General features: G+C 66.8%; 25 protein-coding genes (1 of these 25 cut by a window edge). 11 read left to right on the top strand and 14 right to left on the bottom strand.

The window, feature by feature from the left end; translation table 11 throughout:
- Positions 1 to 4: 4 nt before the first annotated feature.
- The 5 genes from livM (at position 5) to BGI51_RS04815 (ending at position 5,603) form a co-directional block, all read left to right on the top strand.
- Entirely contained in the window at positions 5 to 1,285 is a 1,281-nt protein-coding gene (gene livM, locus BGI51_RS04835) for a high-affinity branched-chain amino acid ABC transporter permease LivM (RefSeq protein WP_133863054.1), read from the top strand.
- Entirely contained in the window at positions 1,282 to 2,157 is an 876-nt protein-coding gene (locus tag BGI51_RS04830; protein ID WP_187980462.1) for an ABC transporter ATP-binding protein, read from the top strand. The genes livM and BGI51_RS04830 overlap by 4 nt, the downstream gene beginning before the upstream one ends.
- Positions 2,154 to 2,870 (top strand): ABC transporter ATP-binding protein, encoded by a 717-nt coding sequence (locus BGI51_RS04825; protein ID WP_007162636.1) that lies wholly within the window; start codon positions 2,154 to 2,156, stop codon positions 2,868 to 2,870. The genes BGI51_RS04830 and BGI51_RS04825 overlap by 4 nt, the downstream gene beginning before the upstream one ends.
- A 2-nt stretch (positions 2,871 to 2,872) precedes the next feature.
- The gene (gene lhpI, locus BGI51_RS04820) at positions 2,873 to 4,594 is read left to right on the top strand and encodes a cis-3-hydroxy-L-proline dehydratase (protein ID WP_187980461.1); all 1,722 of its coding nucleotides are present in this window, start codon (positions 2,873 to 2,875) and stop codon (positions 4,592 to 4,594) included.
- 250 nt (positions 4,595 to 4,844) lie between these two features.
- Positions 4,845 to 5,603 carry an SDR family oxidoreductase gene (locus BGI51_RS04815; RefSeq protein ID WP_187980460.1) on the top strand — a complete coding sequence of 253 codons (759 nt, stop codon included), beginning with the start codon at positions 4,845 to 4,847 and terminating at the stop codon, positions 5,601 to 5,603.
- Between the two features lie 9 nt (positions 5,604 to 5,612).
- On the opposite strand, the gene BGI51_RS04810 is transcribed toward BGI51_RS04815, so the two are convergent.
- The 3 genes from BGI51_RS04810 to BGI51_RS04800 all read right to left on the bottom strand — a co-directional run bounded on the left by BGI51_RS04810 (position 5,613) and on the right by BGI51_RS04800 (position 7,460).
- On the bottom strand, positions 5,613 to 6,323 hold the full coding sequence (locus BGI51_RS04810; protein ID WP_187980459.1) for an anti-sigma factor: 711 nt from the start codon (positions 6,321 to 6,323) through the stop codon (positions 5,613 to 5,615).
- Positions 6,320 to 6,847 carry a sigma-70 family RNA polymerase sigma factor gene (locus BGI51_RS04805; RefSeq protein ID WP_187980458.1) on the bottom strand — a complete coding sequence of 176 codons (528 nt, stop codon included), beginning with the start codon at positions 6,845 to 6,847 and terminating at the stop codon, positions 6,320 to 6,322. Before BGI51_RS04805 ends, BGI51_RS04810 begins: the two co-directional genes overlap by 4 nt.
- A gap of 85 nt (positions 6,848 to 6,932) precedes the next feature.
- Positions 6,933 to 7,460 carry a DUF3455 domain-containing protein gene (locus BGI51_RS04800; RefSeq protein WP_187980457.1) on the bottom strand — a complete coding sequence of 176 codons (528 nt, stop codon included), beginning with the start codon at positions 7,458 to 7,460 and terminating at the stop codon, positions 6,933 to 6,935.
- Positions 7,461 to 7,718: 258 nt separating this feature from the next.
- On the opposite strand from BGI51_RS04800, the gene BGI51_RS04795 reads away from it, so the two are divergent.
- Both BGI51_RS04795 and BGI51_RS04790 read left to right on the top strand, forming a co-directional pair.
- Entirely contained in the window at positions 7,719 to 9,347 is a 1,629-nt protein-coding gene (locus BGI51_RS04795; protein ID WP_187980456.1) for an ArnT family glycosyltransferase, read from the top strand.
- Between the two features lie 10 nt (positions 9,348 to 9,357).
- A complete protein-coding gene (locus BGI51_RS04790) occupies positions 9,358 to 10,614 on the top strand; it encodes a metallophosphoesterase (protein ID WP_187980455.1) in 1,257 nt (418 codons plus the stop codon).
- Between the two features lie 4 nt (positions 10,615 to 10,618).
- Here the strand turns inward: BGI51_RS04790 and BGI51_RS04785 are convergent, their stop codons facing one another.
- The 5 genes from BGI51_RS04785 to BGI51_RS04765 form a co-directional block, all read right to left on the bottom strand.
- Positions 10,619 to 11,191 (bottom strand): HupE/UreJ family protein, encoded by a 573-nt coding sequence (locus BGI51_RS04785; RefSeq protein ID WP_187980454.1) that lies wholly within the window; start codon positions 11,189 to 11,191, stop codon positions 10,619 to 10,621.
- A 173-nt stretch (positions 11,192 to 11,364) separates the two neighbouring features.
- The gene (ureG, locus tag BGI51_RS04780) at positions 11,365 to 11,979 is read right to left on the bottom strand and encodes an urease accessory protein UreG (RefSeq protein ID WP_187980453.1); all 615 of its coding nucleotides are present in this window, start codon (positions 11,977 to 11,979) and stop codon (positions 11,365 to 11,367) included.
- Positions 11,980 to 11,990: 11 nt separating this feature from the next.
- Positions 11,991 to 12,662, bottom strand: a complete 672-nt coding sequence (locus BGI51_RS04775; RefSeq protein WP_187980452.1) for an urease accessory protein UreF — start codon at positions 12,660 to 12,662, stop codon at positions 11,991 to 11,993.
- Positions 12,659 to 13,159, bottom strand: coding sequence for an urease accessory protein UreE (gene ureE / locus BGI51_RS04770; RefSeq protein ID WP_187980451.1), 501 nt, complete (start codon positions 13,157 to 13,159; stop codon positions 12,659 to 12,661). Before ureE ends, BGI51_RS04775 begins: the two co-directional genes overlap by 4 nt.
- 97 nt (positions 13,160 to 13,256) lie before the next feature.
- Positions 13,257 to 13,949: a TetR family transcriptional regulator gene (locus BGI51_RS04765; protein ID WP_187980450.1), complete on the bottom strand. Its 693-nt coding sequence runs from the start codon at positions 13,947 to 13,949 to the stop codon at positions 13,257 to 13,259.
- Between the two features lie 116 nt (positions 13,950 to 14,065).
- Between BGI51_RS04765 and pcaQ the strand changes: the two genes are divergently transcribed.
- From pcaQ to pcaG, 3 genes are all read left to right on the top strand, one after another.
- Positions 14,066 to 14,989 carry a pca operon transcription factor PcaQ gene (gene pcaQ / locus BGI51_RS04760; protein ID WP_133863067.1) on the top strand — a complete coding sequence of 308 codons (924 nt, stop codon included), beginning with the start codon at positions 14,066 to 14,068 and terminating at the stop codon, positions 14,987 to 14,989.
- A 99-nt stretch (positions 14,990 to 15,088) separates the two neighbouring features.
- Positions 15,089 to 15,814, top strand: coding sequence for a protocatechuate 3,4-dioxygenase subunit beta (gene pcaH, locus BGI51_RS04755; protein ID WP_007162622.1), 726 nt, complete (start codon positions 15,089 to 15,091; stop codon positions 15,812 to 15,814).
- Between the two features lie 10 nt (positions 15,815 to 15,824).
- The gene (gene pcaG / locus BGI51_RS04750; RefSeq protein ID WP_187980449.1) at positions 15,825 to 16,436 is read left to right on the top strand and encodes a protocatechuate 3,4-dioxygenase subunit alpha; all 612 of its coding nucleotides are present in this window, start codon (positions 15,825 to 15,827) and stop codon (positions 16,434 to 16,436) included.
- A gap of 60 nt (positions 16,437 to 16,496) precedes the next feature.
- Here pcaG and coq7 read toward each other — a convergent pair whose 3' ends face one another.
- The 4 genes from coq7 to hemJ form a co-directional block, all read right to left on the bottom strand.
- The gene (gene coq7 / locus BGI51_RS04745; RefSeq protein WP_187980448.1) at positions 16,497 to 17,144 is read right to left on the bottom strand and encodes a 2-polyprenyl-3-methyl-6-methoxy-1,4-benzoquinone monooxygenase; all 648 of its coding nucleotides are present in this window, start codon (positions 17,142 to 17,144) and stop codon (positions 16,497 to 16,499) included.
- 40 nt (positions 17,145 to 17,184) lie between these two features.
- On the bottom strand, positions 17,185 to 17,526 hold the full coding sequence (locus BGI51_RS04740) for a histidine triad nucleotide-binding protein (protein ID WP_017642985.1): 342 nt from the start codon (positions 17,524 to 17,526) through the stop codon (positions 17,185 to 17,187).
- 81 nt (positions 17,527 to 17,607) lie between these two features.
- Positions 17,608 to 18,396 (bottom strand): SDR family NAD(P)-dependent oxidoreductase, encoded by a 789-nt coding sequence (locus BGI51_RS04735; RefSeq protein ID WP_133863071.1) that lies wholly within the window; start codon positions 18,394 to 18,396, stop codon positions 17,608 to 17,610.
- Between the two features lie 48 nt (positions 18,397 to 18,444).
- Positions 18,445 to 18,870: a protoporphyrinogen oxidase HemJ gene (gene hemJ, locus BGI51_RS04730; protein ID WP_058792657.1), complete on the bottom strand. Its 426-nt coding sequence runs from the start codon at positions 18,868 to 18,870 to the stop codon at positions 18,445 to 18,447.
- Positions 18,871 to 19,044: 174 nt separating this feature from the next.
- Between hemJ and erpA the strand changes: the two genes are divergently transcribed.
- Complete coding sequence (gene erpA / locus BGI51_RS04725) at positions 19,045 to 19,395, top strand: iron-sulfur cluster insertion protein ErpA (protein ID WP_007162616.1); 351 nt, start codon at positions 19,045 to 19,047, stop codon at positions 19,393 to 19,395.
- A 30-nt stretch (positions 19,396 to 19,425) separates the two neighbouring features.
- Here erpA and BGI51_RS04720 read toward each other — a convergent pair whose 3' ends face one another.
- Complete coding sequence (locus BGI51_RS04720; RefSeq protein ID WP_187980447.1) at positions 19,426 to 20,511, bottom strand: anhydro-N-acetylmuramic acid kinase; 1,086 nt, start codon at positions 20,509 to 20,511, stop codon at positions 19,426 to 19,428.
- Between the two features lies 1 nt (position 20,512).
- Positions 20,513 to 21,637 carry the 3' portion of a peptidoglycan DD-metalloendopeptidase family protein gene (locus BGI51_RS04715; protein ID WP_187980446.1) on the bottom strand. Its footprint extends 312 nt past the window's final position, so only the last 1,125 of its 1,437 coding nucleotides appear in the window; its start codon lies off the right edge, out of view — the gene reads right to left on this strand; its stop codon occupies positions 20,513 to 20,515.

Here is a 21,637-nt window from a genome sequence, read left to right as displayed (position 1 = left end):
ATCCATGAGTCAGACGTCTTCCTCCTTCGATCTCAAGGTCGTGCTGCGCGACACCTTTATGGTCGGCCTGGTCTCGCTGATCCTGTTCGGCCCCATCGTCGGCATCGTGCTCGACGGCTATGGCTACAACGTCCAGCCCGGCCGCGTCGGCATCATGGTCGCGGTAGTCATGGCCGGTCGTTTCCTGCTCAGCCTGTTTGGCCAGACCGCCAAGGGCCGCGACTGGATCGAGTCCTTCAAGCGCAACGACGGTGGCGTCCACGTGCTGCCGCCGGGACACAAGTCCAACCTCAGATTCATCCTGCCCATCATCATCCTGGTGGCCATCGCCTTTCCCTTCCTGGCCACCAAGTACTGGCTGACGGTGATCATCCTCTGCCTGATCTACGTGCTGCTGGGCCTGGGCCTGAACATCGTGGTGGGCCTGGCCGGTCTGCTCGACCTCGGCTACGTCGGCTTCTATGCCATCGGCGCCTACGGCCTGGCGCTGGGTTACCAGTACCTCGGCCTGGGCTTCTGGACCATGCTGCCGCTCGCCGCGGTGCTGGCCGCGGTAGCGGGGGCGATACTGGGGTTCCCGGTGTTGCGCATGCACGGGGATTACCTGGCCATCGTCACCCTCGGCTTCGGCGAGATCATCCGCCTGGTGCTCAACAACTGGCTGGAAGTGACCAAGGGCCCCAACGGCATCGCCGCGCCTTCGCCGACCTTCTTCGGCATCGAATTCGGGCGTCGGGCGAAGGAGGGCGGGGTACCCATCCATGAGCTGCTGGGCATCAGCTACAACCCCAACGCGACGATGATCTTCATCTACACCGTGCTGTTCCTGGTGGTGCTGCTGGTGCTCTACATCAAGCACCGCCTGACCCGCATGCCGGTCGGTCGCGCCTGGGAAGCCCTGCGCGAAGACGAGATCGCCTGCCGCGCCATGGGCCTGAACCATGTGCTGGTCAAGCTCTCGGCCTTCATGATCGGTGCCTCCACCGCCGGCCTGGCCGGGGTGTTCTTCGCCACCTACCAGGGCTTCATCAACCCGGCCTCGTTCAACTTCTTCGAGTCGGTGCTGGTGCTGGCCATCGTGGTGCTGGGCGGCTTGGGTTCCACCGTCGGGGTGGTGGTCTCAGCCTTCGTCATGACCCTGCTGTTCGAACTGCTGCGTGAATTCGGCGACATCCGCATGCTGGTGTTCGGTGTGCTCATGGTGGTGATGATGATGTGGCGGCCGCGTGGCCTGATCCGTATCGCCCGCAGTGGCTTCGCGATTCGTAAGGGAGTGGCGCCGTGAGCGACAACATTCTGACCGTAAAGGGTCTGGGCATGAGATTCGGCGGCATCAAGGCCCTCTCGAACGTGAGCTTCGAGATCCAGCGCCAGTCCATCACCGCGCTGATCGGCCCCAACGGCGCCGGCAAGACCACGGTGTTCAACTGCCTGACCGGCTTCTACAAGGCCACCGATGGCGAGATCCGCCTGGACACCGCCAACGGTCGCTCGACCCGCGTCGGCAAAATCATGGGCGAGCGCTTCCAGGCGGCCGACTTCGTCAATCCGGTGCAGTTCGGCAGCCGGCTCTGGTACAAGATGTTCGGCGGCACTCACCTGGTGAACCGCGCCGGTCTCGCCCGCACCTTCCAGAACATCCGCCTGTTCAAGGAGATGTCGGTGGTGGAGAACCTGCTGGTGGCGCAGCACATGCAGTGCAACCGCAACCTCATCACCGGCATCCTCAACACCCCTGGCTATCGCCGCGCCGAGGAAAAGGCGCTGGACACGGCCTTCTACTGGCTGGAGGTAGTGGACCTGGTGGATCACGCCAACCGCCTGGCCGGCGAACTCTCCTACGGTCAGCAGCGCCGTCTGGAAATCGCCCGCGCCATGTGTACCCGTCCGGAGATCGTCTGCCTGGACGAACCCGCCGCCGGCCTCAACCCGGCCGAGACCGAAGCCCTGGCCGGGATGATCCGCCTGTTGCGCGACCAGCACCGCATCACCGTGGTGCTGATCGAGCACGACATGGGCATGGTGATGAACATCTCCGACCACATCGTGGTGCTGGATCATGGCCAGGTCATCGCCCGTGGCCTGCCAGCCGACATCCGCAACGATCCCAAGGTCATCGCCGCCTACCTCGGCGCCGAAGAAGAGGAGGTGGCATGACCACGCCGATCCTGGAATTTCGCAACGTCGACGTCTTCTACGGGCCGATCCAGGCCCTGAAGAGCGTCTCCCTGTCCATCAACGAAGGCGAGACGGTGAGCCTGATCGGCTCCAATGGCGCCGGCAAGTCCACCCTGCTGATGTCCATCTTCAGCCAGCCCCAGGCGCGCAATGGGCAGATCCTCTACCGGGGCGAGGACATCACCCGCAAGAACGCCCACTACGTGGCCTCCAACGGCATCGCCCAGTCGCCGGAGGGGCGCCATGTGTTCCCCGACATGACGGTCGAGGAGAATCTGCTGATGGGCACCATCCCCATCGGCACCCGCTGGGTGGACGAGGACATGCAGCGCATGTTCGAGCTCTTCCCGCGCCTCAAGGAGCGCCGCAACCAGCGCGCCATGACCATGTCCGGCGGCGAGCAGCAGATGCTGGCCATCGCCCGGGCGCTGATGGCGCGACCCAAGCTGCTGCTGCTCGACGAGCCCAGCCTGGGCCTGGCGCCCATCGTGGTGAAGCAGATCTTCCAGATCCTGCGCGAGCTGGCGCAGAGCGGCATGACCATCTTCCTGGTAGAGCAGAACGCCAACCATGCCCTGCGCCTGTCCGACCGTGCCTATGTGATGGTCACCGGCGAGATCCGCATGAGCGGCAGTGGCCAGGAATTGCTGGCCAATCCCCAGGTGCGCGAAGCCTACCTGGGCGGCCACTAGCGGTGGCGGCGGTCCGCGGTCGCTGTCTGGTCGCGGGCCAGGCCCGGGGACGCCTGGCCTGGGCGCCCCTGGGGCTGAGTTTCTGGGGTGGCGTCGATCCGGCCAGCGGCCGGGTGATCGATCGCCACCATCCCCTGCACGGCCTGGAACTGGCCGGACGCATCCTCGCCATTCCCAGCGGTCGTGGTTCCTGCACCGGCAGCGCCGTGCTGCTGGAGCTGTTGCTGGCGGGCCGCGGGCCGGCAGCCTTGCTGCTGGCCGAGCCGGACGAGATCCTCAGCCTGGGTGCCATCGTCGCGGAAGAACTCTTCGGTCGCTCCCTGCCGGTCGTCAGCCTGGGCGCCGAGGCCTTCGCGGCCCTCGCCGGGCAGGACGAGATCGCGGTAAACGATGGCTGGGTCGGCGCGCCCGGAGAGCGCTTTCCCGGCACCGCTACCGAAGCCCCTGCCGCTTTGCAGCTCAGCGCGACCGACCGGGCCAAGCTGGCGGGCGCCGAGGGCCAGGCCGTGCAGGCGGCGATGAAGATCCTGGTGCGCATGGCGCACCTGCAGGGCGCTCGCGAATTGCTCGACATCACCCAGGCCCATATCGACGGCTGCATCTACACCGGCCCGGCCAGCCTGGCCTTCGCCCAGCGACTGGTGGAGTGGGGCGGTCGAGTACGGGTGCCCACCAGCCTCAATGCGGTGTCGGTGGATCAGCGTCGCTGGCGCGCGCAGGGCGTGGCGCCAGCGTTGGGCGAACCGGCCAGCGCCCTGGCCGAGGCCTATGTGGCCCTGGGCTGCCGTCCCACCTTCACCTGTGCGCCCTATCTGCTGGACAGCGCCCCGATCCTGGGCGAGCAGGTGGTCTGGGCCGAATCCAATGCCGTGGTCTTCGCCAACAGCGTGCTGGGGGCGCGTACCCAGAAGTACGCCGACTTCCTCGACATCTGCACCGCCCTGACCGGTCGAGCACCCCTGGCCGGCTGCCATTTGGACAGCGGCCGCCGCGCGGGCAAGGTCTTCCGGATCAGCGTACCCGAGGGCCATGACGACGCCTTCTATCCGCTGCTCGGCTACTGCATCGGCCTGCGTTCGCCCACCCGGATCCCCGCGGTGCTCGGGCTGGAACAGGCCCAGCCCGGCCGCGACGATCTCAAGGCCTTTGGCGCCGCCTTCGCCACCACCTCGGCGGCGCCGCTGTTCCATCTGGTCGGGGTGACGCCCGAGGCGCCGATCCTGGCCGCGGTCGCGGCGCCCGAGCTGGAGGTCGAGGACATAGATCTGGCGGACCTGCGCCAGGCCTGGGCCGAACTGGACAGCGCCGCTGCGCGCGAGGTGCAGCTGGTGGCCCTGGGCAATCCACATTTTTCCGCCGAGGAATGCCAGCGCCTGGCCGAGCTCTGCCGCGGCCGGCAGCGGCATCCCGCGGTGGCCCTGGTGATCACCCTGGGGCGAGACGTGCGCGCCGCGGCCGAACGGGCCGGTAGCCTGGCCGAGCTGGAAGCCTTCGGCGCCCAGCTGGTAGGGGACACCTGCTGGTGCATGCTCGGCGAGCCCCTGGTGCCGCCTGCGGCCCGTACCCTGCTGACCAATTCCGGCAAGTTCGCCCACTACGGCCCGGGCCTTACCGGTCGCGAGCTGCGCTTCGCCGGCCTCGCCGCCTGTGTCGAGGCGGCCTGCACCGGACTGGCGCCGGCCGAGCCGCCCGCCTGGCTGGTACGCGCGGACTTATCCACCTGAAGCCCGGTCCGAGTTCTGTACAGGAATTCCGTGGATCGTCCTGTGGATAAGCTTGGCATAGCCGGGCGTGAGGCCCGGCGCACCTGGCCTGGCGGAAACTGTTCAAAAATTCGCCAATGCGCGGAAAACCGTGCAATTCCAAGGCGTTATAACTGATCTGCTGGATTCCCGGTGATCTGAGTATTCGCCTGACCAATGACCCTGAGCTATCGTGGGCCTCGGCCAAACTCCCTCGCAGAAGGAAACTTTCATGTCTTCGATCTTCATCACCGGCGCCACCTCCGGCTTCGGCGCCGCCACCGCTCGCCGCTTCGCCAAGGACGGCTGGTCGATCGTCATCACCGGCCGCCGCGAGGATCGCCTGCACGCCCTGGCCGAGGAACTGTCCGGCCAGGCCAAGGTGCTGCCGCTGGTGCTGGACGTCCAGGATCGCGCGGCCGTGGAAGCGGCGGTCGCCGGCCTGCCGGAGGAATTCAACCAGTTGCGCGCCCTGGTCAACAATGCCGGTCTGGCGCTGGGCAACACGCCGGCGCAGAGCTGCGACCTGGACGACTGGGACACCATGGTCGATACCAACATCAAGGGCATGCTCTATTGCACCCGTCTGCTGTTGCCGCGACTGATCGCCCATGGCGCTGGCGCCGGCATCGTCAACCTGGGCTCGGTCGCGGGTGACTATCCCTATCCGGGCAGCCACGTCTATGGCGCCACCAAGGCCTTCCTCAAGCAGTTCAGCCTGAGCCTGAGATCCGACCTGCTCGGTACCGGGGTGCGGGTGACCAACATCGAGCCCGGGCTGTCGGAAAGCGAGTTCTCGGTGGTGCGCTTCGGTGGCGACAAGGCCAAGGCCGATGCCGTCTATGCCGGCACCGAGCCCCTGACGCCGGACGACATCGCCGAATCCATCCACTGGTCGCTGAACCAGCCCAGACACGTCAACATCAACCGCATCCAGTTGATGGCGACCTGCCAGGCGTTCAACAACTTCAACATCCACCGCCAGAGTTAAGGGCGCTCGCTAGAGCACCTTCACTGCCCGGCCGATGAACTGGATCGGTCCGGTGGGTCGGCCGGTGGGCGAGCCGCCCTGGTCTTCCAGGGTGAGTTCGAACAACTGGTTGGCTTCCAGCGGCGGCAGCCGGTCCAGCGGTACCTGCAGAGTACGCCCAGGCTGGACCAGACCCAGAGATACCGGGCCCTGCCAGGCATCGGCCTTGGTCCAGAATTGCAGGGTCTTGCCGCTCGGCACGGCATCGCGCCCCAGCGGAATCAACTGCAGGTCATGGGCGCTGGCAGTCTGGATCACCCAGCCGGGCGTGCGATCGCTGGGCGCCGCCAGCACCACCAGGTAGCTTGGCGTGGGTACCGGGCGCAGCAGTAGCAGCACCGCGAGCACCAGACTGGCGGCCAGCCCTGCCGCACTCAGACCCTGCCAGAGCGCCAGCCGTTGCCACAGCGACTCGCGCCGGATGACGACCCGGGTGTCGGCCTCACCCAGACTGCGTTCGATGCGCGGCCAGAGATTCGCGCCGGGCTCGACGGGTGGCACCCGCTCGGCCAGCGGCTGCAGGCGCGCCTCCCAGCGCGCCACGGCGGCGGCCAGCAGGGCGTCCGTCGCCAGCGCAGACTCCACGCGACGACGCTCTTCGGCGTCCAGGGTACCGAGCACGTATTCGCCGGCCAGGCGTTCGCGTTTTTCGTCCGGGGGCAGGGTGGCGTCGCTGTTCATGTCATGCACTCCCTGAGCGCCTTGAGACCACGCGTGATCCAGCTCTTCACCGTACCCAGGGGTGCCTGCAGGCGCTGGGCGATCTCGCCATGGGAGCAGCCGTCCAGGTAGGCGGCCAGGATGGCCTCCCGCCGCGGTGCTTCCAGGTTCTGCAGGCAGCCCTCCAGGCGGCGGCCGTCGGCCTCTCGCGCCGGATCGGCAGACTCGGCCAGGGGTTCCCAGCTGTCCGCCAGGGGCACGAGGCGCTGCCGATCGCGCAAGGCGTTGAGCGCCAGGTTGCGGGCCACGCTGCACATCCAGCCACGCGCCGAACCGCGCTCCGGGGCGAACCCGGCGGCGCCGCGCCAGATGCGCAGAAAGGCATCGTGGAGGATGTCCTCGGCCAGCCCGCGATCGCGCACCAGGCGCAGGACGATACCCAGCAACAGCGGCGCCTCGTTCTGATAGAGGCGCTGCAGGGCGGCGCGCTCGCCCCGGGCACAGGCGGCGAGCAGGGTGGCTGGATCGGGGGAACGTTCGGTCACGAGGGCGCGCGCCAGGCTGGGGACGCCAGGGTGGCGACCGGATCAGCCGAGCCTAGCCGATCCGCTCCTGGCTGTCCCCCGGACCTCAGCCCTTCTTCCAGAACAGATAGTCGGCCTGGTAGTTCACGGTCTGCTGTTCGCCCTTGTTGGCCGAGGTGCAGGCCTTCGCCGGCGCGACGCCACCCTTGAGCGCGGTGCGCTGGATGTAGGTGGTGCCCTGGAAGGCGCCCTTGCCTTCGGCGGGCGCGGCCTCCACCAGCTGATAGGGCAGGTTGCCGGCGCCGGCGGGAGCGACGGCCAGTTGCTTGCCGACCACCTTGGAGCCATCGCTTGCTTCCCAGGTCGCGGGCGGACCGTAGTAGCGCCCCACCTGCTTGCCCTGGCGATCATGCAGGTCGGCCTTGGGGCCGACAAAGAACCACTCGGTCTGGCCGGGCATGTCCTTCTTGTCGCGGCATTCGTAGACGATGGTGCCCTTGCCCACGGTTTCCAGCATCAGGCTGTTGCCGGCGGGCACGCGGACGGCCTCGGGCAACTCGCCCTGGGCCAGCAGCGGGGTGCTCAGCAGGGCGGTCAGGACCAGGATGCTGCAACGGCTGGAGGTGTTGTTCATGCGCTTGCTCCGGATTGAGAGGGGGCACAGTCGGTTGGACTGTAGGGGCTATACCCGGCAGCCGGCGCTTTGGATGCAGCTGTCATGAAAAATCTTCAATTCATCGGCATAGTCGCGACCGCCTCATCGCCGAACCGCTCTGTCCTGGGGTTCCTGTCAGCCTGCCGTCAGCCTGGTTTCAGCGATCCCTAAGGTTGTTCGGCGATAGTGGCGCCGAGGCGCGAGCCCGTCCTTCCCAGCCTGCCGGAGTCCTGCCGCGTGTCGTCCATCCCGAGTCTGGCGCGCCTGCGCCTGGAAAGTCTGGCGCTGTGTCTGCTGGCGGTGCCCCTGTTCACCCTGGGGCTGTGGGAGCAGCCCTTCATTGGCTTCGACGGCCGCTTCGCACTCTTCGCCCAGGAGATGTTTCGCCACGGGGCCAGTGCCTTCCCGACCAGCTACGGACAGCCCTATCCGGACTATCCCGCCACTTCGACGCTGCTGATAGACGTCTTCGCCCAGCTGTTCGGCGAGGTCAATCGCCTGGCCACAGTGATTCCCACCGCGCTGGCCTCGGCGGCCATCGTCGGGCTGCTCTATCGCCTGCTGGCCGAGCGGTCCCGCGCCTGGGGCCTGCTGGCGGTGCTGGTGCTGCTGCTCACCAACGGTTTCCTGGCCAAGGCCCGTTCGATCTGCCTCGATCAGTTCGTCACCCTGGCGGCGCTGGGCTGCTTCTATCTGCTGTGGAGCGCCGACCAGCGCGGCCTGTCCCGGCGGCGCGCCCTGGTGTTCCTGTGCATGGCCGCCGGCTTCGCCGTGCGCGGACCGCTGGGGTTGATCGAGCCCTGTGGCGTGGTCTGCGTCTACTGGCTGGTGCAAGGTGACTGGCGGCGCAGCTTTGGCTACGGGCTGGTGGGCGCCGTGGTGCTGGCGCTGTGCTGCGCCCTGCTGTTCGGCCTGGCCTGGCGTACCGGCGGCCCGGCCTTCGTCGAAGACGTGCTGCGCATGCAGGTTTCTGGGCGGCTGGACGACACCGACGGTGCCGGCTATCCCTGGTGGTACTTCCTGCAACTGGGGCTCTATCGCTATGCGCCGGCCTTTCCCCTGGCACTGCTGGCCTTGCCGACGCTGAGGCACCACTGGCGGCTGCGCCAGACCCAGGCGGACAGCCGCCTGCTGCTCCAGCTGGCCGGCTTCGCCACGCTGATCCTGGTGGCCCTGTCGATACCCACCTTCAAGAAGCCCTATTACATCCTGCCGGCCATCCCGGCCTGCGCCGCCCTCGGCGCCTGGGTGCTGCTGCAGGGGCAGGGTGCCCTGGCCTGGGTACGGCGGCTGTTCCTGCCGCTGCTGGTGATCTTTCCGCTGGTGCTCGGGGTGCTGGTCAAGCTGCAGCAGCCCAAGCTGCAGGCCGCGGGCTGGTGGCCTGAACTGGATCTGCGCTTCCTGCTGGGCGCCTTCGCCATCCTGACGCTGTTCGCCCTGGTGGCCGCCTGGCGCGAGCGCGGCGCCTTCCGCCTGGGCATGCCCCTGGCCGCGGCAGCCCTGGCGCAATGGCTGCTGGTGGTGCTGGCACTGGATCCGATGCAGGCGCTGCGCTACGACACCCGCGCCTTCGTCACCCGTTTGGAAAGCCTGCGCCAGGGGGAGCCCGGGCAACTGGTGTTCCTTGGCCTGGGCCAGGACACCAAGGCCTTTCGCTACCTGATGAATCTGGATTACGACGTGCCCTTGCCGACCTTCCTCGATATCGGCCAGGCGGCGCAGCTCACCCAGGTCGCCCGACCCGCCTATGTGCTGCTCGACGCCGACAGCCAGGCGGCCCTGGCCGGCACTCCGCTGGCCAACCGCCGACCGGTATTGGAAGGCCGCTTCAACGACAACCGCTGGCAGGCCTACTACCTGCCCTGAGGCCGCTGTGATGACCGATTCACCCGATTTCAAACGTCGCCGGCTGTGCCTGGCGCTGGCCGGTCTGCCGCTGCTGGCCGCCTGCAAGCCCACCCAGCGCTACGGCCTGCCGGAACACCGCGCACTCTGGTTCGAACGGCATACCTTCGCGCCGCTGGCGCCGCTGCCGTCGCGCAGCAGCTTCCTGCTCGGTGTCCTGCCGGATACCCAGTACTACAGCGAGAACAACCACGAGATGCTGCCCAATGGCCGGCGGGTGGAGCGCTATGGGCACCTGGGCTATCCGCCGGCACTGGCCTTTCATGCCCAGACCCATTGGCTGGCGCACAACGCTGCGGCGCTGAACCTGCCGTTCGTGGTGCACCTGGGCGATCTGGTGGAAAACGCCGAGCAGCGTGGCGAATGGGCCCTGGCCAGTCACGCCATGGCACGGCTGGAGCAGGCCGGGGTGCCCTACAGCGTCATGACCGGCGACCATGATGTCGTCGAGCTCTACACCGAGGATCGCCTGCGTGACGGTCGCGAACTCTTCACCCAGTACTTCGGCCGCGAGCGGGCGGCGCGCCAGTCCACCTTCATCGAACGCGATGTCACCGGCCTCAACGAGGCCCATCGTTTCTCGGCACTGGGGCAGGGCTTCCTGCTGCTGACCCTGGACTGGTGTCCCTCGGACCAGAGTCTGGACTGGGCTCAGGGCATGCTGAATCGCTATCCGCACCTGCCGACCATCCTGGCCTCGCACAACATCGTCGATCTGGTGAACGGCCAGGCCGTGCTCTCCACCCGGCGCAACGACACCGGGGTGCGGCTATGGAATCGGCTGATCCGCCGCAACGACCAGATCTTCCTGACCCTCAACGGCCACAACCACGGCAGCGGTCATCTGCGGCTGACCAATGACCTGGGCCATCCGGTGGATCTGCTGCTGATCAACTACCAGACCGAATACGCCGGCGGCAACGGCCTGCTGCGCCTGCTGGAACTGGACCTGGCGCGGGGCCGGCTGGAGGCCTTCACCTATTCGCCCTGGGTCGCCTATCGGCAGCAGAGCGGCGACCTGCCGGTGCGGCTGGGCAACGATCCGCGCGACACCTATTCAGCCGAGGTGCTGGCACCCCTGGCCTCGCCGCAGTTCGACAACAGATTCGTGCTCGAGGTGGATTTCGCCACACGCTTCGCCGGCTTTGGCGGCTATACCGCGCAGTTGCCGGCGGTGGCGGAAGAGGGCGTGCTGGCGCGACTGCGCCAGCAACTGGGGATCGCCTGACGGATCAGGCGGCGAGCAGCCAGCCCCCGGCCACAGCGGTGGCGACGCCGGCCAGTCGCACCAGCGGCGTGGCCGCCTGGGGCAGGTAGCGCACCACGGCATAGCCCAGGCCATGCAGGGTGGCGGTGGCGGCGACGAAGCCCAGGGCATAGGCCCAGGGATTGCCCATCTCCGGCAGCTCCAGACCATGGGCCACGCCATGGAACAGCGCGAAGGCGGCGGTCAGGCCGACGGCGGCGGCCACCGGCGGACGGGCGGCCAGGGCCACCAGCAGGCCCAGCGCCAGCACCGAGGCGGCGATGCCGGTCTCGAGCAAGGGCAGCTCCAGCCCGGTGAAGCCCAGCAGGCCGCCGATCAGCATGGTGCCGACAAAGGTGCAGGGCAGCGCCAGGCGCGCCTTGCCCTGCTGCTGGGCTGCCCAGAGACCCACGGCGAGCATGGCCAGCAGGTGGTCGAGACCGGTCAGGGGGTGCAGCACCCCGGCGGCCAGGCCATTCTCGGCATGACCCGGATGGGCAAAGGCCAGGGCCGGGGCGAGCAGCAGGGCGGCGGTGGCGAGGATCTTGGCGTGTTTCATGGGGGCTCCTTGAGTGATGAAATCCTGGACTCATAACCTGCTCACGACCTGCTGCGCGTCGGCCAAACGGCGTTGAAAAGTCCTTCGGAATGCTCATTTACCATTTGTAAACTCCGCTTCCTCAGGCCTTTTCGCCTTGTTTGTCTCTAGCTCGCGAGGTCGTGAGCAGGTTCCTAGGCGGCGGTCAGCAGACCCTGCTTCTCGATGAAGGCGATGATCTCTTCCAGACCCACACCGGTCTTCTGGTTGCTGAAGACGAAGGGCTTGTCGCCGCGCATCTTGCGGGTGTCGCGATCCATCACCTCCAGGGAGGCGCCGACCTGCTCCGCCAGGTCGATCTTGTTGATCACCAGCAGATCCGACTTGCAGATGCCGGGGCCGCCCTTGCGCGGCAGCTTGTCGCCGGCCGAGACGTCGATGACGTAGAGGGTCAGGTCGGACAGCTCCGGGCTGAAGGTGGCGGACAGGTTGTCGCCGCCGGACTCCACCAGGATCAGATCCAGGCCGGGAAAGCGGCGGTTGAGCTGATCCACCGCTTCCAGGTTGATGGAGGCGTCTTCGCGGATGGCGGTGTGCGGACAGCCGCCGGTCTCCACGCCCAGGATACGCTCGGGCGCCAGGGCTTCGTTGCGCACCAGAAAATCGGCGTCCTCGCGGGTGTAGATGTCGTTGGTCACCACCGCCAGGTTGTAGCGCTCGCGCAGGGCGCGGCAGAGGGCCAGGGTGAGGGCGGTCTTGCCGGAGCCGACCGGTCCGCCGATACCGACGCGCAGGGGTTGGGTAGTCATCAGGAGATCTCCTAGGAACGGAACAGGCGGCTGTACTGCCGCTCGTGGGCCATGCTGCTGAGGGCCAGGCCGAAGGGGGCGCCGCCCCAGGTCGCTTCGGGCAGGGCCGCGGCGTGCTCGGCCACGGCGGTCAGGGTCGGCAGCAGAAGGGAGGTGAGGCGCTGGGCGGCTTGCTGGCCCAGCGGCAGGGTTTTCATCAGTACCGCCAGCTGATTTTCCAGCCAGGTCCACAGCCAGGCGTCCAGGGCGGCCCGGGGGGCGATGGCCCAGGCCCGGGCGGCCAGCGCCCAACCCAGGGCGAAGGTCGGGGCCAGCTCGCCGAGCAGACGGCGGCTGGCGTCATCCAGCTCCGGCAGTCCGAGCAGCAGCTGCGCCAGGGAATAGCCGGTCTGGCGACTTTCCAGCTGGAATTCCGCGGTCTCGCGACTGGCACGGTGACGCTCGGCCAGTGCGCCCAGGCGAGTCCAGTCGCCCTCCGCGGCGGCTTGGCAATGGGCCAGCAGCAGCGGCGCCTCGAAGCGGGCGAGATTGAGTTCGAGGCTGTCACGCAGCCAAGTCTCGGCCTCCACCGCGCTGCGGATCAGGCCGCTGTCGATGGCCAGTTCCAGTCCCTGGGAATAGCTGTAGCCGCCAATCGGCAGCTGGGGACTGGCCAGGCGCAGCAGGGCGAAGGGCGAATTCACGTGCGCACGCCGAAGTGGTGCAGCTTGGGTGCGTAGTTGAAACCTTCCTCGCCATGGCGCGAGTGATGGTGACCGCCGCCGTAGGCGCCGTGCTCGGGCTGGAAGCCGGCCTCGATCTCGCTGACCCGGGCGCCGAGCTGCTCCAGCATGGCCTTGAGCACATAGTCGTCCAGCAGCCGCAGCCAGCCGTCACCGATCTGCAGGGCGACGTGGCGATTGCCCAGGTGGTAGGCGGCGCGGGTCAGTTCGAAGGCGCTGGCGCAGGTCACATGCAGCAGTTTTTCCGGCCGGGCGACGATGCGCACGATGCGGCCATCGCGGGCTTCCAGACAGTCGCCATCGGCCAGCGGCGGTTGTCCGCGTTCGAGGAACAGGCCGACGTCTTCGCCAGCGCTGGTGGTGGCTCTCAGGCGACTCTTGCTGCGGGCGTCGTAGGTGAGGTGGAGTTCGGCGTCCCAGGTATCCCGGGGTGCGCAGCGGCTTTGGACGACCAGCATGGCAGGACTCTTGGCAGTTTTGCCCAGCTCTACAGCAAGGGGCCTGCCAAGGCGCGCAAGTCGCCTGGTTCTGGGGCGCTGAAAGTTGACCTGGCGATCAGGTTGCTCTTATTTGGTGCGCCATTGCATCGGCTAGCAGGGCGACGCCCTCCTTTGGGGCATTGGTGCGCTCGCCGCGCCGCCAGTGCTTGCTACCGATCAGGATCAGCTTGAGTTGCTGCACCATCTTCGCCGCCGGCCACAGCGGTGGCGGTGTGGTCAGCGGCGGCGGATCGATCAGCTCCGGCAGGGTGGCGAATACCGTCTTCACCACCAGGTCGGCCAGGACATCGATCTGCGACGGACTCAGATGGGGCAGCCGACCCAGGGCGAGCAGGTCGCGGGCCAGGTCCTGGGTGATGCGCTGGCGCAACTCGGCAATGGCCTGGCGCACGGCCTGGGAGCCGCCGTATTGCTCACGGGCGAGAAAGAGGAACTGATCGCGGTTGTCGCTCACGGCGCCGAGAAAGATCTCCACCGAGGCCTCGATCATGCCGCGCTGCTGCAATTCGTGATGACGCACCTGGCGCAGGGCGTCGCGGAAGGTGTCGCCCACCTCGGCCACCAGGGCCAGGCCGAAGGTTTCCATGTCGCTGAAGTGGCGATAGAAGCCCGCCGGGACGATGCCGGCCTGGCGACTCACCTCGCGCAGGCTGAGACTGCCGAAGCCGCGGCCGCTGTTCATCAGCAGGCGCGCCGACTCCAGCAGCGCCTGGCGCGTTTGCAGCTTCTGCTGGGCACGGATCGACATGGAGAGATTCCGGAAGAGAAGGCGGCACTGTAGCAAAGGATGCCCCTGCTGACTCCAAGGGTTTTCCACGACCGCCGGGTGGTAGTCTCTGGCCCGAGCCTTGCCTTGAGAGCGTCATGAATCTCGACAACCGCATCAAATTCCGGCATCTGCTGTGTTTCCTGGAGATCGCCCAGCAGCGCAGCTTCGCCAAGGCGGCCGATGCCATCGCTGTATCCCAGCCGGCCATTTCCAAGACCATCCGCGAACTCGAGGAGATTCTCGAGGTGCGCCTGTTCGAGCGTGGCAAGGGCGAGGTGACCCTCACCGAAGCCGGCCTGCTGTTCCTGCGCCATGCCGGTCCCTGCGTCCAGGCCCTGCGTGAGGGAATGGAACTGGTGCGCGGCGGCGAGGCCGGTGGCCTGGTACGGGTCGGGGTCCTGTCGACGGTGGAAAGCCAGGTGCTGCCCGAGGTCCTGGCGCGGCTGCACGAGCGGCACCGGCAATTGATCGTCAACGTCGCCACCGGCCCCAGCGCCTACCTGCTGGGTCAGCTGCGAGTCGGCGATCTGGATCTGGTGGTCGGTCGCATGACCGACAGTCCCGACATCCACGGTCTCGACTTCGAGCACCTCTATACCGAGGCCCTGACCCTGGTGGTCCGTCCGGGGCATCCGCTGAGCCAGGCGCTGCCGGCGGACCTGGCGACCCTGGCGCGCTATCCCCTGGTGCTGCCGTTGCCCGGTACCACCATCCGCCGCCACGCCGAGAGTCTCTTCGTGCAATGCGGTATCCCACTCAGTCCCCAGCGGCTGGAAACCCTGTCGCCGACCCTCAGCCGCCAGTATGTCCGCCAGAGCGAGGCCCTGTGGATCGCTCCGCGGGATGCGGTGCGTCGCGACCTGGCCAGCGGCGAGCTGATCGAGGTGGAGCTTGGCGTCCGCGAAGCCGGCGGCTCGGTCGGCATCTGCCGCAATGGCAGCGTGTCCCTGTCGCTGGCCACCCAGAGATTCTGCGACGTCCTGCGCGAGGTGGCCGGCGAGTTAACCCTTAACCATTAGGTTATGGGTCAGGGCGCAGCTTTCAATTCAGCCAGGCGGCGACCTGGGCCACACTGGGATCAGCCAGTCTTGGCCCCGATCCTTCCGTGGAGCATTCCAATGCATAACAAGCCCCACGACGTTCGCTACGTCGCCCGTGATCGCACCTGGCATCCCCAGGCCTATACGCCCGCCTACAAATCCTCGATTCCCCGCTCACCGCGCCAGGCGCTGGTCAGTCTGCAGCACCAGACCGCGTCCGAGCGCAGCGGCCCGGACTTCTCGCGGTTGCCGCTCGGGCCGCACGACAACGACCTGCTGCTCAACTTCGGCACCGGTCAGTTGCCCCAGGGCGAACGCATCATCCTGTTCGGCACCCTGCGTGACCAGTTCGGCAAGCCGGTGCCCAATTCCCTGGTGGAGATCTGGCAGGCCAATGCCGGGGGTCGCTACCGGCACAAGAACGACGTCTACCTGGCACCGCTGGACCCCAACTTCGGTGGCGTCGGCCGCACCCGTACCGACAGCCAGGGCAACTACGTCTTCCGCACCGTCCGCCCGGGTCCCTATCCCTGGCGCAACGGCAGCAACGACTGGCGTCCGGCGCACATCCACGTCTCGGTCATGGGTCCGGCCATCGCCACCCGGCTGATCACCCAGCTCTATTTCGAAGGCGATCCGCTGATCCCGCTGTGCCCCATCGTCAAGTCCATTGCCGATCCTGACGCGGTGCAGACCCTCATCGCCCGCCTGGACATGAGCATGGCCAATCCCATGGACTGCCTGGCCTATCGCTTCGACATCGTCACCCGCGGCGCGCGGCAGACGTTCTTCGAACATCACTGAGGACGCCGACATGACCCCCAACCGCCACGACCTGCTACCGGAAACCCCCTCCCAGACTGCCGGCCCCTATGTGCATATCGGCCTGGCCCTGGCCGCCGCCGGCAATCCCACCCGCGCGGTCGAGATCTGGAACGAGCTGGCCAGTCCCGATGCTCCCGGCGAGCACATCCTGCTCACCGGCCAGGTGTTCGACGGCAACGGCAACCTGGTGCGCGATTCCTTCCTGGAGTTCTGGCAGGCCGACCATGAGGGTCAATACGACCCGGTCTACGACGTGGAAAAGGCCTTCAACGGCTTCGGTCGCACCGCCACCACCTTCGACGCCGGTGACTGGACGCTGCACACCATCAAGCCCGGCCAGGTCGCCGACCAGCGCGGCCAGCCCATGGCGCCGCACATCAACGTCACCCTGTTCGCCCGCGGCATCAACATCCACCTGCAGACCCGCCTCTACTTCGACGATGAAGCCGAGGCCAACGCCCGCTGTCCGGTCTACAACCTGCCGGAGCCGGAGCGCCGCCCCACCCTGCTGGCGCGCCGTTGCGAAATCGATGGCCGCCTGGCCTATCGCTTCGACATCCATCTGCAGGGTCCGCAGGAAACCGTCTTCTTCGATATCTAGCGTTGCAGACAGCAAAAAGCCCTGCCGAGGCAGGGCTTTTTCGTGGGCGCCAACCGCAGGTCAGATGCGGTAGGTGGTCTTGGTCATCACCTTGGACACCAGGCTCATGCCGTATTTGACCGGCGTGGGAAAGCGCCAGCCACCGGCCGCCAGGGCGTGCTCGGCATGTTGCTCTTCGTCGATACGCATCTGTTCCAGCACCGCACGGGACTTGGCGTCGGCTGCCGGCAGCGTGTCCAGGTGCTCGTCCAGATGGCGGCAGACCTGATCCTCGGTGGCGGCGACGAAGCCCAGACTCAGGCGATCGCTGATCAGCCCGGCACCGGCGCCGATCCCGAAGGACAGCCCATAGAACAGCGGATTGAGCAGGCTGGGGCGCTCACCCAGGGCGCGGATGCGCTGCTCGCACCAGGCCAGGTGATCAATCTCTTCGTCTGCCGAACGCTCCATTTCCTCCCGGACTTCCGGCAACTTGGCAGTCAGCGCCTGACCCTGGTACAGCGCCTGGGCACAGACCTCGCCGGTGTGGTTGATGCGCATGAGGCCGGCCGCGTGACGACGTTCCTCGTCGCTCAGCTCGGCATCCTTGAGTGGAATGGCCGGCGAGCTGCGCGTGGGAGCGCCACTGAAGGGCGTCAGGGTACGCAGAGCGGTATCGGCCTGGATCAGCAGTCGATCGAGGGGGGAGTAGAGGCGCTTGGATCTCAAGGTGATCTCCTTGGCGGGCGAAGGGAGGAGAGAACGTGGCTCAGCCCGGAGGCCAGGTCATCTGCCGCTTGCCCAGCACATGCATATGGATGTGATAGACCGTCTGGCCCCCCAGGGCGTTGCAATTCATCGCGACGCGGAAGCCTTCTTCGCAGCCCTGCTCCTGCGCCAGGCGCTGGGCGGTGAAGAGGATATGGCCGGCGAGCTGCTTGTCATCGGCCTCGCTGAGGTCGTGCAGGGTCGCGATGTGCTTCTTGGGGATGACCAGAAAGTGCACGGGCGCCTGCGGGGCGATGTCATGGAAGGCCATGACCTGATCATCCTCGTAGAGCACCTTGGCCGGAATGTCCCCGGCGACGATCTTGCAGAACAGACAATCCACGTCGATCTCCTGCTGGCTGAATAGACCTTGAGTGTACCAGCGGCTACCGCCCACCGGCAGGTTCGACTGGCGGGATCACCCTTACGCGGGTTGAAAGAGTTTGCCGACCCGCACCGCGGCCGAACGCACCAGGGCGCGGGGGAAGAAGCGCGGCAACAGGCTGCCCAGGCGATTGCGCCAGCCCGGGACGATCACCGCCTGGCGCCTTTCCAGCCCGCGCACCGCGGCCAGGGCCACCTCCTCGGCGGACATCAGCAGCTTGCCTTGCTCCATGCGCCCGGTGTGCAGCCCGGCATTCTTGAAAAAGGCGGTACGGGTCGGCCCGGGGCAGAGCACCGACACCGACACGCCGCGCTTCTTGAGCTCCTCGCGCAGGCCCTCGGAGAAGTGCAGCACATAGGCCTTGGTCGCCGCATAGCTGCTCATGTAGGGAATGGGCTGGAAGGCTGCGGTCGAGGCGACATTGAGAATCTGGCCGCCACCCTGGATCGCCATGTGCTGGCCCAGGGCATGGCACAGGCGGGTGAGCGCCAGGATGTTCAGCTCCAGCTGCTCCTGCACCCGTGGCCAGTCGGCGGCGAGAAAATCCCCGCCGCTGCCGATCCCGGCGCAATTGACCAGCAGGCCGATGGCTCTCTCGCTCTGCTCCAGCTCGTGCAGCAGACCGGTCAGGTGCAGCGGCTCCGCCAGATCGCAGACCCGGTACAGCACCTCCACGTCGAAGCGCTGGGCCAGTTCGGCGGCGATGCTCTCCAGCTTGTCCTTGCGCCGCGCCAGCAGGATCAGCGGCTGACCCCGCCGCGCCAGGGCCTCGGCCAGGGCCAGGCCGATCCCGCACGAGGCACCGGTTACCAGGGCATAACGCTGCATACTGCTTTCTCCAGGAAAACGCCGGTCGCCGGCGGATCTGCCGCGCACCTAGTAAGGTTTGACCACCACCAGAATGACGATGGCGATAAGCACCAGTACCGGCACCTCGTTGAACCAGCGGTAGAACACATGACTGCGCTTGTTCTCGCCACGCTCGAATCTCTTGCGCATGGCGCCGCAGACATGGTGATAGCCGATCAGCACCACCACCAGCGCCAGCTTGGTGTGCATCCAGCCCTGGGTCAGCCAGCTCGGATTGATCACCAGCAGGCCGATGCCGAACAGCAGCGTAAGGATCATCGCCGGCAGCATGATGCCGCGATACAGCTTGCGCTCCATCAGGCAGAAGCGCTCGTGGCTCACGGCGTCGCTGCTCTGGGCGTGATAGACGAACAGACGCGGCAGATAGAACAGGCCGGCGAACCAGCAGACCAGGGCAATCAGGTGGAAGGCTTTCAACCAAAGATAGAGCATCGGGGCGTTCTCCTTATCGGGCGGCGCGATATTAGAGTGGCGCTGCCAGCAAGTCATTCACTCCGGTCGTCTCGGCTGGCAGCCCATGGTCGCGCAATAGTTGACCGTTTTGCTCGGGCAAGCGGATAATTTCCTGACTGAATTGTGTTCGGCGCAAGCCGGGAGACTACGGCAATGACCATTGAAACCTTCACCCCGACCCCCCTGCAGTTCACCCTGGGCGCGGCCAGCAAGGTGAAGAACCTGATCGAGGAAGAGGGCAATCCCCGCCTGAAGCTGCGCGTCTTCGTCACGGGTGGCGGCTGCTCGGGCTTCCAGTACGGCTTCACCTTCGACGAAGATTCCGCCGACGACGACACCGTCATCGAGCGCGATGGTGTGCACCTGGTGGTGGATCCCATGAGCTTCCAGTACCTGGCCGGCGCCGAGGTGGACTACCAGGAAGGCCTGGAAGGCTCGCGTTTCGTCATCAAGAATCCCAACGCCGCCACCACCTGTGGCTGCGGTCAGTCCTTCTCCATCTGACCCGGCAGTCCCTTCGGCCCAGCGCGCTGGCTAGTGCGGGTAGAGTGCGCCCAGCACGCGAAGGCCACGGGCGCCGGTGACTTCCGGGCAGTTGCCGGGCAGGCGCTCGCAGAAGCGCTGGGCCAGCCAGGCAAAGGCCATGGCTTCCAGCCAGTCCGGCGAGACGTCATAGGCCGCGGTGCTCTGCACCACGGCTGGCGCCAGCTGCCTGGCCAGACGCGCCATCAAATCCCGGTTGTGCGCCCCGCCGCCGCAGACCAGCACCTCGTCCACCGCCTGGGCGGCCAGGATGCTCTCGGCGATGCTGCGAGCGCTCAGCTCGGCCAGGGTGGCCTGGACATCCGCCGGATCCAGCGCGTCATGCTGGGCGAGCTGTCCCTGTAGCCAGGGCAGATTGAAGTGTTCGCGCCCGGTGCTCTTTGGTCCGCTCTTCATGAAGAAGGGATCGCTCAGCAGCCGTTGCAGCAGCGCCGGCACGACCTGCCCCTGCGCCGCCCAGGCGCCATCGGCATCGAAGAATCGCCCCTGACTGTGGTGGATCCAGGCATCCAGCAGCACATTGCCCGGTCCGCAATCGAAGCCCCGTACGGGCAGACCCGGCGCCAGCAGGGTCACGTTGCTGAAGCCACCGATATTGAGTACCGCACGCGGGCGATCCAGGCCGAAGAGATCGGCATGGAAGGCCGGGACCAGGGGTGCCCCCTGACCCCCGGCGGCCAGGTCGCGACGGCGGAAGTCGGCGACCACGTCGATACCGCTCAACTCGGCCAGCAGGGCGGCATCGCCGATCTGCAGGGTGTAGCCCTGTGCCGGTAGATGGCGGATGGTCTGGCCGTGGCTACCCACGGCGCGGATATCTGCGGAGGTCAGTCCCTGCTGGGCCAGCAACTCGGCGATACCCCGGGCGGCCAGCCTGACCCAGGCCTGTTCGGCCCGGGCGATGCGCTCTATCTCGTTGTCGCCAGGCGCGCACAGCGCCAGCAGCTCCTGGCGTAGCGCGTCCGGCATGGGCACGCCCAGGGCGGCGACGAAACGGGTCCGCTCGTCCTGTTCGATCAGGGCAATATCCAGTCCATCCAGACTGGTACCGGACATTACCCCCAGGTAGCGCTCCATCTCAGCGCTTGTTCATCGCGAGCAGAGAGGCACGTTCCTGGTCCATGCGGGCCATGAGCGGCTGGCTCTGCGCCAGGAAACGCGAGATCTCGTTCTTGGCGATGGGATCGGCCATGGGCAGCTTCACCCCGAGCGGATCGACGTGGTTGCCGTTGATGCGGAACTCATAGTGCAGGTGCGGACCAGTCGCCAGGCCGGTCATGCCCACGTAGCCGATCACCTGGCCCTGCTTCACCGAGGCACCGGCCTGCATGCCCTTGGCGATCCGGCTCATGTGGCCATAGACGGTGGTGTAGGTCTTGCCGTGCTGGATCATCACCACGTTGCCGTAGCCATTCTCGCGACCGGCCTTGGCGATCTTGCCGTCGCCGGTGGCATGGATCGGCGTACCGGTGGGCGCGGCATAGTCGACGCCCTTATGCGCGCGCATCTTGTTCAGCACCGGGTGGAAGCGGCCCATGGTGAAGCGCGAGCTGATCCGCGAGAACTCCACCGGGGTACGGATGAAGGCCTTGCGCATGCTGCCGCCTTCCGCCGTGTAGTAGTTGGTGGTGCCGTTCTTGGCGGTGTAGCGCACGGCCGTGTAGGCCTTGCCCTTGTTGACGAAGCGAGCGGCCAGGATATTGCCGTAGCCGACGTGCCTGCCGTTGACCACCTTGTCCTCGTAGACCACCTCGAATTCGTCGCCTTCCTGGATGTCCAGCGCGAAGTCGATGTCGTAGCCGAAGATGGTGGCCAGCGCCATGGTCATGTCATGGGACAGCCCGGCCTTTTGCGCCGAGGCGAACAGCGAACTGCTGATCCGGCCCTGGGCATAGGCCTTGCGGATGTCCGGGGTGACGGTCTTGTGCTCGACCTCGTAGCCCTGGTCGGACTTGACCAGCGACAGGGTCTGCAACGCGGTGAGCTTGGTGCGCACCGCCAGCAGGTCACCCGAAGTATCACGCTGGAATTCGATCTTCTGGCCCACCCGCAGGCGAGTCAGCTTCTTGGCTTCCTTGCTGCTGGCCAGCACCTCGTGCACCACGGCAGCGGCAAGGCCGGCCCGCTCGAACAGGGTCGAGAGGGTGTCGCCCTTGCGCACGGTTTCGGTCTTCCACTGCGGCTCGACGCGTTCCGCGGCGGC

Source organism: Pseudomonas oryzihabitans (assembly GCF_014522265.1).
GTDB classification, from domain to species: Bacteria; Pseudomonadota; Gammaproteobacteria; order Pseudomonadales; family Pseudomonadaceae; genus Chryseomonas; species Chryseomonas aestiva.
Note: the sequence above shows the minus strand (reverse complement) of the source record. Positions and strands in the feature narration are given on the sequence as shown.

Bases quoted from the DNA above. Each gene is read 5' to 3' on its own strand.
- livM (WP_133863054.1), top strand. From the start codon at position 5: ATGAGTCAGACGTCTTCCTCCTTCGATCTCAAGGTCGTGCTGCGCGAC.
- BGI51_RS04825 (WP_007162636.1), top strand. From the start codon at position 2,154: ATGACCACGCCGATCCTGGAATTTCGCAACGTCGACGTCTTCTACGGG.
- BGI51_RS04815 (WP_187980460.1), top strand. From the start codon at position 4,845: ATGTCTTCGATCTTCATCACCGGCGCCACCTCCGGCTTCGGCGCCGCC.
- BGI51_RS04810 (WP_187980459.1), bottom strand. From the start codon at position 6,323: ATGAACAGCGACGCCACCCTGCCCCCGGACGAAAAACGCGAACGCCTG.
- BGI51_RS04800 (WP_187980457.1), bottom strand. From the start codon at position 7,460: ATGAACAACACCTCCAGCCGTTGCAGCATCCTGGTCCTGACCGCCCTG.
- BGI51_RS04790 (WP_187980455.1), top strand. From the start codon at position 9,358: ATGACCGATTCACCCGATTTCAAACGTCGCCGGCTGTGCCTGGCGCTG.
- BGI51_RS04785 (WP_187980454.1), bottom strand. From the start codon at position 11,191: ATGAAACACGCCAAGATCCTCGCCACCGCCGCCCTGCTGCTCGCCCCG.
- ureG (WP_187980453.1), bottom strand. From the start codon at position 11,979: ATGACTACCCAACCCCTGCGCGTCGGTATCGGCGGACCGGTCGGCTCC.
- ureE (WP_187980451.1), bottom strand. From the start codon at position 13,159: ATGCTGGTCGTCCAAAGCCGCTGCGCACCCCGGGATACCTGGGACGCC.
- BGI51_RS04765 (WP_187980450.1), bottom strand. From the start codon at position 13,949: ATGTCGATCCGTGCCCAGCAGAAGCTGCAAACGCGCCAGGCGCTGCTG.
- pcaQ (WP_133863067.1), top strand. From the start codon at position 14,066: ATGAATCTCGACAACCGCATCAAATTCCGGCATCTGCTGTGTTTCCTG.
- pcaH (WP_007162622.1), top strand. From the start codon at position 15,089: ATGCATAACAAGCCCCACGACGTTCGCTACGTCGCCCGTGATCGCACC.
- pcaG (WP_187980449.1), top strand. From the start codon at position 15,825: ATGACCCCCAACCGCCACGACCTGCTACCGGAAACCCCCTCCCAGACT.
- BGI51_RS04735 (WP_133863071.1), bottom strand. From the start codon at position 18,396: ATGCAGCGTTATGCCCTGGTAACCGGTGCCTCGTGCGGGATCGGCCTG.
- hemJ (WP_058792657.1), bottom strand. From the start codon at position 18,870: ATGCTCTATCTTTGGTTGAAAGCCTTCCACCTGATTGCCCTGGTCTGC.
- erpA (WP_007162616.1), top strand. From the start codon at position 19,045: ATGACCATTGAAACCTTCACCCCGACCCCCCTGCAGTTCACCCTGGGC.
- BGI51_RS04720 (WP_187980447.1), bottom strand. From the start codon at position 20,511: ATGGAGCGCTACCTGGGGGTAATGTCCGGTACCAGTCTGGATGGACTG.